The 14110-nt window shown below is 72.1% G+C and carries 15 protein-coding genes, 1 tRNA gene and 1 riboswitch; of the genes, 10 read left to right on the top strand and 6 right to left on the bottom strand.

Going from position 1 to position 14110, the window contains the following annotated elements; all coding sequences use genetic code 11:
• Positions 1-187 precede the first annotated feature (187 nt).
• The 3 genes from ABGB16_RS02820 to ABGB16_RS02810 all read left to right on the top strand — a co-directional run bounded on the left by ABGB16_RS02820 (position 188) and on the right by ABGB16_RS02810 (position 3683).
• Positions 188-1498 (top strand): hemolysin family protein, encoded by a 1311-nt coding sequence (locus tag ABGB16_RS02820; RefSeq protein WP_347666438.1) that lies wholly within the window; start codon positions 188-190, stop codon positions 1496-1498.
• Entirely contained in the window at positions 1491-2492 is a 1002-nt protein-coding gene (locus tag ABGB16_RS02815; protein ID WP_347666365.1) for a hemolysin family protein, read from the top strand. Before ABGB16_RS02820 ends, ABGB16_RS02815 begins: the two co-directional genes overlap by 8 nt.
• A gap of 177 nt (positions 2493-2669) precedes the next feature.
• Positions 2670-3683 (top strand): NlpC/P60 family protein, encoded by a 1014-nt coding sequence (locus tag ABGB16_RS02810; RefSeq protein ID WP_347666364.1) that lies wholly within the window; start codon positions 2670-2672, stop codon positions 3681-3683.
• Positions 3684-3744: 61 nt separating this feature from the next.
• Here ABGB16_RS02810 and ABGB16_RS02805 read toward each other — a convergent pair whose 3' ends face one another.
• On the bottom strand, positions 3745-5784 hold the full coding sequence (locus ABGB16_RS02805; RefSeq protein WP_347666363.1) for a peptidoglycan recognition family protein: 2040 nt from the start codon (positions 5782-5784) through the stop codon (positions 3745-3747).
• A gap of 214 nt (positions 5785-5998) precedes the next feature.
• Positions 5999-6138, top strand: a riboswitch (cyclic di-AMP (ydaO/yuaA leader).
• 66 nt (positions 6139-6204) lie between these two features.
• Between ABGB16_RS02805 and ABGB16_RS02800 the strand changes: the two genes are divergently transcribed.
• Positions 6205-7191: an NlpC/P60 family protein gene (locus ABGB16_RS02800; protein WP_347666362.1), complete on the top strand. Its 987-nt coding sequence runs from the start codon at positions 6205-6207 to the stop codon at positions 7189-7191.
• A 51-nt stretch (positions 7192-7242) separates the two neighbouring features.
• Here the strand turns inward: ABGB16_RS02800 and dcd are convergent, their stop codons facing one another.
• A complete protein-coding gene (gene dcd / locus ABGB16_RS02795; protein ID WP_347666361.1) occupies positions 7243-7821 on the bottom strand; it encodes a dCTP deaminase in 579 nt (192 codons plus the stop codon).
• Between the two features lie 99 nt (positions 7822-7920).
• On the opposite strand from dcd, the gene ABGB16_RS02790 reads away from it, so the two are divergent.
• Positions 7921-8481 (top strand): pyridoxamine 5'-phosphate oxidase family protein, encoded by a 561-nt coding sequence (locus ABGB16_RS02790; protein ID WP_347666360.1) that lies wholly within the window; start codon positions 7921-7923, stop codon positions 8479-8481.
• Positions 8482-8552: 71 nt separating this feature from the next.
• Here the strand turns inward: ABGB16_RS02790 and ABGB16_RS02785 are convergent, their stop codons facing one another.
• Positions 8553-9536 carry a zinc metalloprotease gene (locus ABGB16_RS02785; protein ID WP_347666359.1) on the bottom strand — a complete coding sequence of 328 codons (984 nt, stop codon included), beginning with the start codon at positions 9534-9536 and terminating at the stop codon, positions 8553-8555.
• A 237-nt stretch (positions 9537-9773) separates the two neighbouring features.
• Here ABGB16_RS02785 and ABGB16_RS02780 point away from each other — a divergent pair.
• A tRNA-Gly gene (locus tag ABGB16_RS02780) sits at positions 9774-9847 on the top strand.
• A 181-nt stretch (positions 9848-10028) separates the two neighbouring features.
• On the opposite strand, the gene ABGB16_RS02775 is transcribed toward ABGB16_RS02780, so the two are convergent.
• Positions 10029-10409 carry a VOC family protein gene (locus ABGB16_RS02775; protein ID WP_347666358.1) on the bottom strand — a complete coding sequence of 127 codons (381 nt, stop codon included), beginning with the start codon at positions 10407-10409 and terminating at the stop codon, positions 10029-10031.
• Between the two features lie 329 nt (positions 10410-10738).
• Here ABGB16_RS02775 and ABGB16_RS02770 point away from each other — a divergent pair, with 329 nt between their 5' ends.
• Positions 10739-11203, top strand: coding sequence for a PH domain-containing protein (locus tag ABGB16_RS02770; protein WP_347666357.1), 465 nt, complete (start codon positions 10739-10741; stop codon positions 11201-11203).
• A 93-nt stretch (positions 11204-11296) separates the two neighbouring features.
• Here the strand turns inward: ABGB16_RS02770 and ABGB16_RS02765 are convergent, their stop codons facing one another.
• The gene (locus tag ABGB16_RS02765; RefSeq protein ID WP_347666356.1) at positions 11297-11596 is read right to left on the bottom strand and encodes a hypothetical protein; all 300 of its coding nucleotides are present in this window, start codon (positions 11594-11596) and stop codon (positions 11297-11299) included.
• A gap of 190 nt (positions 11597-11786) precedes the next feature.
• Here ABGB16_RS02765 and ABGB16_RS02760 point away from each other — a divergent pair, with 190 nt between their 5' ends.
• The 3 genes from ABGB16_RS02760 (at position 11787) to ABGB16_RS02750 (ending at position 13542) form a co-directional block, all read left to right on the top strand.
• On the top strand, positions 11787-12347 hold the full coding sequence (locus ABGB16_RS02760) for a GNAT family protein (protein ID WP_347666355.1): 561 nt from the start codon (positions 11787-11789) through the stop codon (positions 12345-12347).
• A gap of 66 nt (positions 12348-12413) precedes the next feature.
• The gene (locus ABGB16_RS02755; RefSeq protein WP_347666354.1) at positions 12414-12623 is read left to right on the top strand and encodes a hypothetical protein; all 210 of its coding nucleotides are present in this window, start codon (positions 12414-12416) and stop codon (positions 12621-12623) included.
• A gap of 28 nt (positions 12624-12651) precedes the next feature.
• Entirely contained in the window at positions 12652-13542 is an 891-nt protein-coding gene (locus ABGB16_RS02750) for an LLM class flavin-dependent oxidoreductase (RefSeq protein WP_347666353.1), read from the top strand.
• A gap of 54 nt (positions 13543-13596) precedes the next feature.
• Here ABGB16_RS02750 and ABGB16_RS02745 read toward each other — a convergent pair whose 3' ends face one another.
• On the bottom strand, positions 13597-14013 hold the full coding sequence (locus ABGB16_RS02745) for an ASCH domain-containing protein (protein WP_347666352.1): 417 nt from the start codon (positions 14011-14013) through the stop codon (positions 13597-13599).
• Between the last annotated feature and the right edge of the window lie 97 nt (positions 14014-14110).

Below are 14110 nucleotides of genomic sequence, written 5' to 3'. Positions count from 1 at the left end.
ACCCGTCGCCCGTTGACCAAGAGGCTTGCGTCAGATTGGAGATCAGCTCTGACGCAAGCCTCTTGGTCATTTGTTCCGGGGCCGAGCGGCCACGCCCGCCCGCGCGAGGTGGTGTGCCGGCGGGCCCGCCGTGGAACAATCGCGCCGAGGTGAACCCATCATCGACAGCCCATTGCTGACCACGCTGTTGCCCCTTGTCGGCTTCGTGCTGCTGACCGCGGGCAACGCGTTCTTCGTCGCGGCCGAGTTCGCCCTCGTCACCGTCGACCGCCCGGAGATCGACCGGCGGGCCGCGGCCGGCGACGGCGGGGCCACGACGGTACGCGGCGCGCTGCGCGAGCTCTCCTTCCAGCTCTCCGGGGCGCAGCTCGGCATCACCATCACCGCCCTGCTCACCGGTTACCTCGCCGAGCCGGCGCTCGCCCGCCTGTTCACCCCGCTGCTGCACCCGCTCGGGGCCACCGCCGACCGGGTCACCCCGTTCCTCGCCCTGGCCCTGGCGACCCTCGTGTCCATGCTCTTCGGCGAGCTGGTGCCGAAGAACCTGGCGCTGGCCCGGCCGATGCCCGCCGCGCTGGCCACCGCCCGCGGCATGCGCGGCTTCTCCCGCACGTTCGGCTGGCTGATCCGGGGCCTGAACGGCTCGGCGAACGCGCTGGTGCGGCGCCTGGGGGTGGAACCCCAGGAGGAGTTGGCCAGCGCCCGCTCCCCGGAGGAACTGGGCCTGCTCGCCGCGATCTCGGCCCGCGCCGGGGCGCTCCCCCCGGACACCGCGATGCTGCTGCGCCGCACCATCCGCTTCGGCGAGAAGCGGGCCGCCGAGGCGATGACCCCCCGGGTCGACGTGATCGCCCTGCGCGCCACGGCCAGCGTCGCCGAGCTGCTCACCCTCGCCCAGCAGACCGGCCGCACCCGGTTCCCCGTCTTCGAGGAGACCCTCGACCTGGTCACCGGCGTCGCCGGGGTGTCGGACGCGCTCGGCGTACCGCTGGCCCGTCGGGCCGCCACGAGCGTCGCGTCGGTCGCCCGGGAGCCGGTGTACGTACCGGAGAGCCTGGACCTCGACGGGGTTCTGGCCGCCCTGCGGGCCGCCGGCGCGGACCTGGCGATCGTGGTCGACGAGTACGGCGGCACCGACGGCGTCGTGACCGTCGAGGACCTGGTGGAGGAGCTGGTCGGGGAGATCGCCGACGAGTTCGACCCGGACGCGGTCGACGACGCCGGACCGGTCGAGCTGACCGTGCCGGGCGGGGAGCGCACCGCGCTGGTCGACGGCGTCCTGCGCGAGGACGAGTTGGCCGAGCAGACCGGCTTCCGGCTGCCCGAGGGTCCGTACGAGACGCTGGCGGGCTTCCTGATGGCCCGCCTCGGCCACATCCCCGTGGCCGGCGAGACGGTCGAGGAGGACGGCTGGGAGTTCACCGTGGTCGAGGTGGAGCGGCACCGGGTCGAGCAGGTGCGGGTGGTCCGCCCGGAGGAGCCCGGCGACGATGCTTGAGCTGCTGGTGACCGTGCTGCTGCTGCTCGGCAACGCCTTCTTCGTGGGCAGCGAGTTCGCGCTGATCGCGTCCCGCCGGACGGTGATCGAGCCGCTGGCCGTCACGTCGAAGCGGGCCCGCTGGGCGCTGTCCGCGATGAACCAGATCCCGCTGATGATCGCCGGAGCGCAGCTCGGCATCACGATCTGCTCGCTGGGCCTCGGCGCGATCGCCGAGCCGGCGCTGGCCCACCTGCTGGAGGTGCCGTTCCACGCGGTGGGCCTGCCGTCCGGCGCGGTGCATCCGGTGGCCTTCCTGATCGCGCTCGGCATGGTGGTCTTCCTGCACACCGTCGTCGGCGAGATGGTGCCGAAGAACATCACCCTGGCCGGGCCGGAGCCGTCCGCGCTCTGGCTCGGGCCGGCGATGCTGGCGTTCTGCACGGCCACCAAGCCGCTGCTGGTGGCCATGAAGTGGGCGTCGCGTCAGGTGCTGCGGCTGTGGCGGGTGGAGGCGACGGACGCGGTCAAGACGGTCTTCACGGCCGAGGAACTGGCCGGGCTGGTGTCCCAGGCGCGGACGGAGGGACTGCTCGACGCGGAGGAGCACGCCCGGATCACGGGCGCGCTCGCGCTGCACAGCCGTACGGCGGCCGACGCCCTGCGGCCGTGGTCGACGGTGACCACCGTCGCCGAGGACGTCTCCCCGGCCTCCCTGGAGGTGCTGGCCACCCGCACCGGCCGCTCCCGGTTCCCGGTGGTGCAGCGGGCCACCCGGCGGGTGCTCGGCTTCGTGCACGTCAAGGACGTGCTGGGGTACGCCGGGGCGGACCGCCGGGCGCCCGTGCCGCCCGAGGTCTACCACCCGCTGGCCGTGGTGCCGCCGGACCGTACGCTGGCCGACCTGCTCCTGTCGATGCGCCGGGAGCGGCGGCACATGGTCCTGGTGAGCGACGGCCGCCGCCCGCTGGGCGTGGTGACCCTCGACGACGTGTTGACGGCCATCGTCGGCTGAGTCCTCGCCCCGGCTGCCGCACCCGTTGTGCGCGTTCGGTCGCCGGGGCGTGACGGCCCGTCGACCGGCCTTGATTCCCCGCGCGGGCTTCCCTAATGTGGGGCGCTGACCGCTGTGGCTTGTCTGTCTCGATCTTCCCCCTCGCGAGGCGCCCGGCGGTCGGTTGCGAAGGAGTTCATGCCGGTGGCAACCATGCCTCCTCATCGTCGTGCGCCCGGACTACCGTCCGCTCGCCCGGGCCGCGCACGCCGGGTCGCACACCGCCTGCTCACCCTGGTCGCGGCCGTCGCCGTCGGCGCCGGCGTGCTGGCCGCGCCCGCGTACGCCGCGCCGTCGGTCGACGAGCTCGAGGCGCAGATCGACAAGCAGTGGGAGCAGCTCGAACCCACGATCGAGCAGTACAACAAGGTGCGCGCCCAGCTGAAGGTCAACAAGAAGAAGTCGGACGAGCTGCAGAAGAAGATCGAGCCGCTGGCGCTGGAGGCCGACCTGGCCATGAGCCGCGTCGGCGACCTCGCCTCCCGGTACTACATGTCCGGCCCGTCCCAGGAGCTCAGCGCGTTGCTGGTCAGCACCAAGCCCGGAACGCTCGCCGAGCAGCTGACGATCCTGGACCGCCTCGCCGCGCAGGAGCGCAAGCAGATCGAGGGGGTCATGGCGGTGCGCGCCAAGTACGACGGCGAGAAGCAGAAGCTCGACACCCTGATCGCCGACCAGGAGAAGAAGACCAAGGAGCTGGCGGCCAAGAAGACGAAGATCAACACGGAGATCAAGCGGCTGCAGGGCATGATGCCGAAGACCGTGGTGGTCACCGAGGGCTGCCCCACGGTCACCGGCGTGATCAGCGATGCGGCCCGGATCGCCATCCGCACCGCCTGTGCCCAGGTCGGCGACCCGTACGTGTGGGGTGCCGCCGGGCCGGACGCGTTCGACTGCTCCGGCCTGACCCAGTACGCCTACAAGGCTGCCGACATCTATCTGCCGCACTTCACCGGCGATCAGTGGAAAAAGGGCACGCTCATCCCGCGCTCCGAGGCGCACCCGGGCGACCTGGTGTTCTTCTTCAGTGACCTGCACCACGTCGGCCTCTACCTCGGCAACGGCAAGATGGTGCACGCGCCCCGGATCGGCAAACCGGTTCAGGTGGCGAGCATCAACTACATGCCGATTGCCGGCTTCCGCCGCCTCTGACGCCCACGCAACCAGGAAACGGCCCCCGCTCGAGCGGGGGCCGTTTTCGTGCGGGTGACGGTCAGCGCGGAGCGCCCACCGCCGCCGGCAGCACGTCGACGTCGTCCTGGTTGACGTACATCACCCGGTGGCCGAACTGGATCTGCACGTACCGGTTCTCGCCCCGGATCACCGTCCAGTCGCCCGGCGACGAGCCGTCGAAGGTGACGGCCCGGTAGTACTCGCCGGCCAGCACGCCGCCGACGGCGTACCGCTGGCCCGCCGAGAGGGTGTACTGCAGCGGCGAGATCGCCTGGTAGGGCACGCCGGCCGGGTACGCCGCCGCCTCCGGGTACGCCCGCCCGTACACCGGGATCGTGGCCCTGCCGGCCTTCGGGGTCACCACGAAGCCCTCCGCCCACTTGGCGGTGGGTGCCGCGGCCGGGTTGTGGAACCAGGCCTTCTGGCCGAGGTACCAGATCGCGGTCCAGTCACCCCGGACGTCCGCGAGGGCGTACGTCTGGCCGGTCGAGGCGCGGGCGCCGTGGTCGGAGACGTACATCGTGTTCGGCGTGCCGTCCGGGCGCAGCCCGCGGTCGTTCACCAGCGGCGAGTCGGCGCTCGGCCCGGTGTGCAGGATGACCGAGGACGATCCGCGCAGCGGGCAGGGCGCGATCGGCGGCGGCGGGCTCGGGACACCGGGCGGCTGCCGGTTGCACCCGGTGAACGCCGGCTGGTTGCTCGCGTAGTCGGGGTCGATGGTGACCAGCCCGGTCTGCGGGGTGGCGGTCGACTGGAACGGCGCCTTGAGCAGGTCGAAGTAGTGCGACCAGTTCCAGTACGGGCCCGGGTCCCAGTGCATCCCCCGCACCGTCGACGCCACCGTGCCGGGGACGTTGTCGTGGCCGAGGATGTGCTGCCGGTCCAGCGGGATCTGGAACCGCAGCGCGAGGTGCCGCACCAGCTTCGCGGAGGTGCGGTACATCGCCTCCGTGTACCAGGTGCCGTGGCCGGCGAAGCCCTCGTGCTCGAGGCCGATGGACTTGGCGTTGACGTACCAGTTGCCGGCGTGCCAGCCGACGTCCTTGGCCTTGATGTGCTGGGCGATGTAGCCGTCCACCGAGCGCAGCGTGTAGTGCCAGCCCAGGTAGTCCGCCCGCTTCACCAGGTTGACGCTCGGGGTGAAGTAGCCCTCGGTGTCGTGGATGATGATGTACTCGATCTTCTGCTGCTCCGGCCGGTTGGCCAGGTCGTGGTTGCCGTACTGGCCGGCGCCGGGGCCGGTCTTCGCGTACGGGGCCGGGATCCACTCGCAGGGCAGCCCGACCGGGCACTCCAGGCCGTCCGGCCGCTCCGCGCGCCGCAGCCCGAGGCGGTTCACCGCGGACTCGTCCGGGTCGACCGCGCGCGCGGTCAGCGTCACCTGGTGCCCGTCGTCGGTCGTCCGGCTCGCGCCGGCGTTGATCTGGCCGTACACCTCGTCGGCGAAGGCCGCCGCGGCGTCCTCGGTGTCCGCGCCGGCGTAGCGGGCCACCGCGCCGTACCAGGCCGCCGGGTCGCTGTCGGCGCCGACCGGGCCGGCCAGCTCCTTCTGGTACGACGCGAGCAGCGCCGCCCCGCCGCGGATGTTCGTGGCCGGGTCGGCGATGAGCGCCTCCTCGCTGGCACCGGTGAGCCCCGCGGCGGCCTCCAGGGTCCGCAGGCCGGGCAGCGCCGGGGCCGGCTCGGCCGGGCCGGACTCGGGAACCACCAGCGGCCGGGAGTCGTCGCCCCGAGGGTCCTCGCCCTCGTCGACATGGGCGCTGGCGGCCTCGGCCGAGGCGACCCGCTCGGCGTCGGTCAGGTGCATCGGGCCGAACCCGCCGCTCGTGCTCGGGCGGCCGGCGTGGGTGTCCCACCGGGACTCCAGGTAGGACACGCCGAGCAGGACGCTCTCCGGTACGCCGTACTCGGCCGCGGCGGCCGCGTACTGCTGCTGGCGATCGGTGGGTGCGTCGGCGGACCCGGTGCCGAGCGGCTCGGCCGCGACGGGCCCGGCGGCGAAGGGTAGGACCGCGGTGGCCGCTGCCACCACGGCGGCGAGCAGGACGCGTCTGCTCGCCGGTAGGTTGGATCGGGGCATCGAACCTCCCGAGTGAGGGTCTGGGTGAGGCCACCCTCCCGCCGCCGCCCCGCGGGGTCAATACCTTTCCGGTTCTCGATATCGAGTGAAGGAAAGCTACGGAGACCCCGGTCATACGGAGTGTCACAGCCCGTCGGGTTGCGAATCGGTAACAGCCGTCTCTACTCTGGTCAACCGTCGGCCGGTCACAGCGCCGCCTAAACCGGGCGGTGACGGCCCGACACCGCCGAGTCGCCTCCGGGCGAGCCGGGGACCCAGGTACGCCGGGGTGAATCCGCAGCCTCGCTGCGGTAGGGCGCTTTCCCTTCCCGCCCGAACCCGTCAGCTAACCCGGTAGGCGGTACGGAAGAAGGAGAACGGAGCCCGGTGGCACACCATGCCCCGCGGCGCCCGTCGCGCCGGTCGGCTCACGCCGACCGGATGCCGGCTGCGCCGCGTCCACGCTGGTCACGCTTCACCACCGCCCTGGCCGCCCTCGCCGGCGCCGCCGTCGTCCTGGCGGGCGTCGCGCCCCCGGCCCACGCCGAGCCGTCGGTCGCCGAGATCGAGCAGCAGATCGACCAGGACTGGAACAAGCTCGAACCGCTCATCGAGCGGCACAACGCCACCCGCCAGGACCTCGCCGCGAAGCGGAAGCAGGCCGACGCGCTCGCCCGGCAGATCGGGCCGTTGCAGCGTCAGGTGGACGAGGCGATGGCGAAGGTCAACGGCCTCGCCGTCGAGGCGTACAAGGGTGAGAATCTTTCGGCCGTGAACGCGCTGCTGGGCAGCCGCTCCGCGAGCCAGATGCTGGGGCAGCTGGAGCTGCTCGACCAGTTCGCCCACCGCCAGCAGCGCGACGTCCAGACGGTCGTCGACCTGCGCGACCGGCTGGCCGCGAAGAAGCAGCCGCTGGACGAGATGGTCGCCCAGCTCACCCGCACGGAGGCGCAGCTCGCGGCGAAGCGTAAGCAGATCAACGCCGAGATCGACCGGCTGCAGAAGCTCCGCATCAAGGTGTACGGCAGCGGTGGCGGCGGCGCGCTGCGGCCCGCCCCGTGCCCGGCGAGCTACCCGGGCGGCGGCGCCGGGATCGCGGTCAAGTTCGCCTGCGCCCAGATCGGCAAGCCGTACGTGTGGGGCGCCGCGGGCCCGAACGCGTTCGACTGCTCCGGCCTGATGATGGCCGCGTGGGCGAGGGCCGGCGTCTCGCTGCCGCACAACGCGGCCCGGCAGCGGGCCGTGACCGCCCGGGTGAGCCGCGCCGACCTGCGCCCCGGCGACCTCGTCTTCTACTACGCCGACCTGCACCACGTCGGCATGTACGTCGGTGGCGGCTGGGTCGTGCACGCCTCCCAGGCCGGCGTCCCGATCAAGATGAAGCGCGTCGACGACGGCCAGGTCAACAGCTACGGCCGCCCCGGCTGACGGGTACGGGGCCCCTGCGGGACGGGGGCCCCTGCTCGCCGCCGGGCGGTGTCAGCGGGTGGGCCAGGTGCGCCAGTTCCGCCAGGACCGGCTCGGGGTCGGGCCGCGCTGCCCCTGGTAGCGCGAGCCGTAGACGGCCGACCCGTACGGGTGCTCGGCCGGCGACGAGAGCCGGAAGATGCACAGCTGCCCGATCTTCATTCCCGGCCACAGGGTGATCGGCAGGTTCGCCACGTTGGACAGCTCCAGCGTGACGTGCCCGGAGAAGCCCGGGTCGATGAAGCCGGCGGTCGAGTGGGTCAGCAGCCCGAGCCGGCCGAGCGAGCTCTTGCCTTCGAGGCGGCCCGCGAGCTGATCGCCGAGCGAGATCACCTCCAGCGTCGAGGCGAGCACGAACTCGCCCGGATGCAGCACGAACGGCTCGCCGTCGGGCACCTCCACCGCCGACGTCAGGTCGTCCTGCTGGAGCGACGGGTCGATGTGCGTGTAGAGGTGGTTGTTGAAGACGCGGAAGAGCTTGTCGAGGCGCACGTCGATGCTCGACGGCTGCACCAGGGTCGGCTCGAACGGCTCCAGCGCGAGCGTGCCAGCGTTCAGCTCGCTGACGAGGTCGCGGTCGGAGAGCAGCATCGCAACACCATAGCGAGCCTGGTGACAGCCGCTGCGACCGGTTCGGGGGACCTGCGTGTCGTGGTCGCTGATCGTACATTTGTTCGATAGGATGCCGGCATGGCTTCCTGGTCCGAATTCGCCGCTGACGAGCCACGACTCGCCGACGGGATCCGCCTCCTCATGCAGCAGTACGGGCCGGGCTTCGGCTACCTGGCCACCGTCCGTGCCGACGGCGGGCCCCGGGTGCACCCGGTGTCCCCGGTGATCACCGACGAGGGGCTCTTCTGCTTCGTCATCGACTCCCCGAAGCGGCGCGACCTGGAGCGCGACGGCCGCTACGCGCTGCACTCCTTCCCACCTGAGGACAGCGACGACGAGGCGTACGTGGCGGGGCGCGCCCGGCCCGTGACCGACCAGGCGCGGGTGGCCCGGTTGGCCGAGATCGGGCGGGCCGCGCCGCAGGTCGACTGGCGGCTGTTCGAGTTCACCGTCGACGTGGCGATGCTGACCCGGCGGGCGCACGGCGGCTCCTCCGCTCCTGGCGAGGGCCCGGGCCGGCCGGCCGTGCAGGTCTGGCTGGACCCGCTGGCGGCGAGGCCCGCGGGCGGCGCAAGTGTCGACGTACCCGATCAGGGGCCGGCCCGGCGTGCGCGGGGCGCCCACCGCGCGGCGGCCTGACCCCCGAAGACGCCGGTGCCGGCCCCGTCGTAGGACGGAGCCGGCACCGGAGTGTCAGCAGCGGTGGTACGTCAGGCCGCGCGGTAGGCGTTCCACGCGGTCAGCATCCGGCTCGCCTGACCAGGGGTGAACTGGTACATGCACGAGTCGTAGGTGTAGTCCATGAAGTTGGTGATCGGGTCCAGGCCCGCCGCGGTGCAGGTGTCCCGCCCGGTGGGGCACTGGAACGCCGCCGAGCCCTCGGCCGGGGTGTCGTCCACACTGTCGCCGAAGCCGGAGCAGCCGCCCTGGAAGGTGTGGTACAGGTTCAGCCAGTGGCCGACCTCGTGGGTGCCGGTGTCGCCCTGGTTGTAGTTGGTGGCGGTGCCACCCGGCAGCGACTCGCCCAGCACGACCACGCCGTCCGAGCTGCTCAACTTCCGCTGCGGGAAGGTCGCCCAGCCGAGCAGGTCGTCGCTCAGCTCGCCGAGGTAGACGTTCAGCGTGTTCTTGCCGCCCTCCCGCAGGGTGCTCTTCATCGAGCGCTCGGCGGACGAGCCGTACACGATCGGGTACCAGGCCGGGTTGGTGACCCGGTTGATCTTCTGCAGCTGGAACGCGAAGGCGGTGGCCGCGCCGCCGGTGGCGCCGCTGTACGCCTGGTTCAGCACGCTGATCTGCTGGGTGATCATCGAGTCCGGGATGTTGCCACCGGCCCGGGTGCTGTCCCGCTGGATGACGTGGACGATGACCGGGATGGTCACGCTCGCGACCGGCGTGGCCCCGGCGCCGGGGCGGAAGTTGGCCCGCTCGCGCAGGGCGGCGGCCAGGTCCGCCTCGCGCTCACGGACCTGGGCGGAGGTCAGCTCGTTCGGCTCGTGCTTGGCGTGGCCGCCGGCCTTGATCCGGGCGTCCGTGTGGACGTCGGCCGGCTCGACGCAGGCGTCCGACGGGGCGGCGGAGAAGGCCGACGCGGCCGGGACGACGCCCACCGCGGCGGTGCTGAGCAGCAGCGCGAGGGTCGTCGACGCGACGCCGGCGGTCCGCCGGGTCAGCAGGTTGGGACGGAGTCCCATGGGCCCACCTCTTTCTGACGACGCGACAGGGGGTATGTCACGCCGAGGCTGAAACGTGGAGGTGACGTTACATCCGATCGACGAATTTGAGAATGGCCATGTATTGCTGGGGTGAAAACTTCTGCGGGTTTTTCCTGGTGGAATGTCGTCTTTGGGGGTGCCGGGAGGGCTGGTGACGCGTCCGAGGGGGGTACCTGGTGCAGAGTGGCGGCGACCTCAGGTACAGTGGTGCCGCCTGCGGGTGTAGTTCAATGGCAGAACATCAGCTTCCCAAGCTGACAGTGCGGGTTCGATTCCCGTCACCCGCTCCACGATCGAGGCCCTGGCCAGGACGACAGTCCCAGCCAGGGCCTTCGATGTTCCAAGGTTGAAGGATCATGCAGCGTGCCATCGGGCCTCCCTGGCCGGGCAGCCCGCCGCGCCGTGGTCAGACGTCGAGATCTTGTCGGCGGCTGTGGGGTGGCGGCTGCGCCGATCGTTTCGGCGAGGCCGTCAGAGTGGGTCGAGGCGGCGCTTGAGCAGGCAAAACTCGTTGCCTTCCGGGTCGGCGAGGACGTGCCAGGATGCCTCGGCAGGCTGACCGATGTCGACGAGTTTGGCCCCGGCGGCCAGGAGACGCTCGAGCTCGGCGTCCTGATCGCGGTCGGTGGGGTTGACGTCGATGTGCAGCCGGGCACGCCCGTTCTTCGGCTCGTCGTCGCGGATGAGGAAGATCGTCGGCTGCGGGCCGCCGAACCCTTCGCGCGGACCTATCTCGATGCAGCCCTCCGCTTCGCGATCGAGCTCTATGAAATCCAGGACCTCGCACCAGAACCGCGCCAGCAACTCGGGGTCGTGGCACTTGAGCACGAGCTCACTGATACGGCATGCCATTGACGAGGCCTACTCTCCGTGTGGGATCTGCCTGGGCGGCCGCACGAGGATCTCACGGGCTCCCTGCAGTGGGAACAAGCTCGCAACCTAACGGGCGAGGCGAGCGGGGGTCGAACCAATTTCAGGCTCTCGCCTGGCCGGGGCACCGGGCGAGGACCGTAGGGAGCGCGGTAGGGCAGTTTGTGAACACGGTGAGCGAGGCATTCGAGCGGCGATCCGAAGTAGCAGTCAACCTCGCCGCGAACTCGCCGCCAGGGGCCGTGTCCGACGCCCCAACTCGATTCCCATCACCCGCTTCGGGCTTGCCGTCGAGCCGTACGATGCGGCACATGCCGGACTGGGCGCGGCCGTACGGTTACGGGGGCGGCCAGGGCGATCTCTACACCTTGCGCTACGTCGTCGCCGTCGGCGCGTCCGCCGTCGGTCTCCTTCCGCTCTGCGGCCTTCCCGGAAGCGGCCTACCTGGGGGTGTGGCCATCGGCCTCTTCGTGTCGATCTGGCAGCTGGTGCTGTGGCGGGTGACGCTGGTGGGCGTCTACGTCAGCGACCACGGCATCAAGATCCGTACGGTCTTCCGTACGCGGGTCATTCCCTGGTCGCAGGTGACCCGCGTCTGGGCAGGCGAGGCCGCCCACTACGCCGCCTGGCAGATCTGGGTGTCAGCCCGGGATCCGGAGCGGGACGTCGAGACGCCCATCTGGCGTCAGGGCTCCCGGGCGGCGCACCGCAACCGAATTCTCCTGCCACCCGACGAGTTCGCCGCGGTCCTGGGTGCCCTCAATTCGTACCGCTGATCGCTGGCGCGCCGGACCTCGGGGCCGATCCGGCGGGAACGGGTACGGGGATGGCCGCAGCAGCGTGCGGCCATCCCCGGCAGAGTCGACGGTTCAGCAGGTGGTGTTGCGGGCCGGGACCCAACCGTCCAGTGCGGGGTCTTCGGCGCCGTGGCCGTAGATCCAGACGTCGTCGTCGACGCCCCAGACCTGGCCGTGCCAGCGGAACCCGCGACCCGCCGTCAGCGTGCGCAGGATGAAGGAGCTCTGGGGCGCGGCGCGGAGCCAGGTGTTCTCCGTGAGGTTGCAGACGAAGCCGGGGGCGTCGCTTGCCGAGGCCGGCGGGGCTGCCACCGCCGCGCCGCCAAGGATGACGATCCCGGCCGTCAGGGCGTGCAGAAGTCGACGTTTCACTTGCGTCCTTTCGGTATGGCACGTGACGGTTCTCCATTGTGGTCGGTCTTGCGCACGGGGCGGTATGGGGAACCCTTACCAGGCGATCCCCGTCGGGGCCTGCTCCAGCCGGGGCGGACAACCGGCGTCGCACCAGCGAGGCATGACGCGGCGGGCGGTACGGAGCGGTCCCCGCCGGTACAGTGCGCTCGTGTTCGCGATCAGTCTGGACGACGGCGCCGAGCTGCGCCCGCTGGAGCCGTGGCAGGCCGAGGAGTACCTCGCCCACATGGACCGGGCGCGTGCCGCGGTGGACCCGTGGATCCCGTGGGCGAGCCGGGCCACCGACCTGGACTCCGCCCGCGCCATCCTGCAGCGGTTCGCGGACCTCGCGGCCCGCGACGCCGGCCGGCTGTACGGCATCTGGCTCGACGGCACGCTCGTCGGCGGGGTCATGTTCGTCTCCTTCGACGCCGCCGCCGGCAGGTGCGAGCTCGGCTGCTGGCTGGAGCCGGCCGGCCAGGGCCGCGGGCTGGTCACCCGGGCGGCCGGGCACCTCGTCGACTGGGCGGTGCGCGTGCGGGGCATCCACCGGGTGGCGTGGCTGTGCCGCCCGGAGAACACCGCCAGCAGCAACGTCGCCCGGCGGCTCGGCATGCGGCGGGACGGGGTGCTGCGGGACGAGTTCCTCTACCAGGGCGTCCGGTACGACACCGAGGTCTGGTCGCTGCTCGCGCCGGAGTGGCTGGCCCGCACCCCCGCCGACCGCTGACCCGGCCCACTGGGCGTACCGGCGGTCTTCGCGCCGGCCCTCGGCGCGCGCCCGGCCCTGGTCACGGTGACCCCGACGGTCGGCCCGCCGGGGACCCGGCACACGGACGTGAGCCTCTGGTACGTGCTCGTCGGCGACCGCGAGCAGCGGATCACCCCCGACCGGGCGGAGTTCCACGGCGTGCGGTGGTGGACGCCGCGCGAGGTGGCCGACGCCGCCCCGGGGACCGTGGAGCCGCACCTGGGGCGGATGCTGGCCAAGCTCGCCACGCTGTGAGAACACCGCGGGCCGTACCCTGGCGATCATGCGGATTGGCATCGTGATCCTGCCCGACCAGCGCTGGTCGGAGTCGCAGCGGCGGTGGCGGCGGGCGGAGGAGTGGGGCTTCGACCACGCCTGGACGTACGACCATCTGGGCTGGCGGGACCTGGTCGACGGGCCGTGGTTCGACTCGGTGACGACGCTGACCGCCGCCGCCACGGTGACCTCCCGGATTCGGCTGGGCACCCTCGTCGCCTCGCCCAACTTCCGGCACCCGGCGGCGTTCGCCCGCCAGGTCACTGCCCTCGACGACGTCTCGGGCGGCCGGTTCCTGCTCGGCCTCGGCGCGGGCGGCATCGGCTTCGACTCCGCCGTGCTCGGGGGCGAGACGCTGCCGCCGCGCCAGCGGGTCGACCGGTTCGCCGAGTTCACCGAGCTGCTCGACCTGATCCTGCGCGAGGACGGCACGACCTGGCGTGGCGACTGGTTCGCCGCCGTGGACGCCCGCAGCAACCCGGGCTGCGTGCAGACCCCGCGGGTGCCGTTCGTGGTGGCCGCCAACGGCCCCCGGTCGATGCGGCTGGCGGCCCGGTACGGCCAGGGCTGGGTGACCACCGGCGCCGGCGGCGACGACGTGGAGAGCTGGTGGGGGACGGTGCGCGAACTGTCGGCCCGGATGGACCGGACGCTGGCCGAGGCGGGACGCGACCCCGCGACGCTGGACCGTTACCTCTCCCTCGACTCCGCCCCCGCGTTCTCGCTGAGCAGCGCGGACTTCTTCGCCGAGCAGGTCCGGCGGGCCGCCGACCTCGGCTTCACCGACGTGGTGACGCACTGGCCGCGCGCCAGCAGCTGGTACGCCGGGGACGAGGCGATCCTGCTGGACGTCGCCACCCGCCTCCTGCCGGAGCTGCGCGGCCTCGCCACCGCGTGAGCCCCGGGCCGGCGGGCGAGAAGGGAGCCATTCCCTACGTGCCGAGGACGCCCCCTACGTGCCGAGGACGCCGTCGCCAGCCGAGACGAGGCGGAAGCGGACGCAGACGATCCGGCTGTCGTCCGTGACCGGGGTGCCCACCCGGGCCCAGTAGGCGGCGTGGCCGGCTCGCCACTCCTCGATCGACCGGTCGCCCTCCCCCTCCGACCGGGCGAAGTCCCAGGGGACGTCGGCGAAGCGGACCACCTCGACGCCGGTCACCTCGACGACGCCGACCAGGGTGTCGTGGTCGTCCACGAGGGCCAGTCGCTCGCCGACGTGCTCCAGTTCCTCGCCCTCGTCTGCGTACTCGTCGAGCAGGCCGGCCGTCGCCGTCTTGACGCCGTTGCGCACCAGGGTGTTGAGCCTCGCCCGCATCTCCCCGGGGGTGCCGAGGTCGAGGGTGCGCAGTCCGCCGATCCGAGGCCACATCCTGCCGAGGCTACGCGCCGGCCGCCGCCCGGGCCGGGATCGGACCCCACCACGGGCGCCGGTGGCGTTACGGTGACGGCGAGGCCGAGGCGACGAG

The organism is Micromonospora sp. B11E3, assembly GCF_039871625.1.
GTDB lineage: Bacteria > Actinomycetota > Actinomycetes > Mycobacteriales > Micromonosporaceae > Micromonospora.
The sequence above is the reverse complement of the archived record's forward strand: the minus strand, read 5'-3'. Positions and strand labels throughout refer to the sequence as shown.

Excerpts from the sequence above, each read along its gene's own strand:
- ABGB16_RS02815 (WP_347666365.1), top strand. The coding sequence starts at position 1,491 with ATGCTTGAGCTGCTGGTGACCGTGCTGCTGCTGCTCGGCAACGCCTTC.
- ABGB16_RS02810 (WP_347666364.1), top strand. The coding sequence starts at position 2,670 with ATGCCGGTGGCAACCATGCCTCCTCATCGTCGTGCGCCCGGACTACCG.
- ABGB16_RS02805 (WP_347666363.1), bottom strand. The coding sequence starts at position 5,784 with ATGCCCCGATCCAACCTACCGGCGAGCAGACGCGTCCTGCTCGCCGCC.
- ABGB16_RS02800 (WP_347666362.1), top strand. The coding sequence starts at position 6,205 with ATGCCGGCTGCGCCGCGTCCACGCTGGTCACGCTTCACCACCGCCCTG.
- dcd (WP_347666361.1), bottom strand. The coding sequence starts at position 7,821 with ATGCTGCTCTCCGACCGCGACCTCGTCAGCGAGCTGAACGCTGGCACG.
- ABGB16_RS02790 (WP_347666360.1), top strand. The coding sequence starts at position 7,921 with ATGGCTTCCTGGTCCGAATTCGCCGCTGACGAGCCACGACTCGCCGAC.
- ABGB16_RS02785 (WP_347666359.1), bottom strand. The coding sequence starts at position 9,536 with ATGGGACTCCGTCCCAACCTGCTGACCCGGCGGACCGCCGGCGTCGCG.
- ABGB16_RS02775 (WP_347666358.1), bottom strand. The coding sequence starts at position 10,409 with ATGGCATGCCGTATCAGTGAGCTCGTGCTCAAGTGCCACGACCCCGAG.
- ABGB16_RS02770 (WP_347666357.1), top strand. The coding sequence starts at position 10,739 with ATGCCGGACTGGGCGCGGCCGTACGGTTACGGGGGCGGCCAGGGCGAT.
- ABGB16_RS02750 (WP_347666353.1), top strand. The coding sequence starts at position 12,652 with ATGCGGATTGGCATCGTGATCCTGCCCGACCAGCGCTGGTCGGAGTCG.
- ABGB16_RS02745 (WP_347666352.1), bottom strand. The coding sequence starts at position 14,013 with ATGTGGCCTCGGATCGGCGGACTGCGCACCCTCGACCTCGGCACCCCC.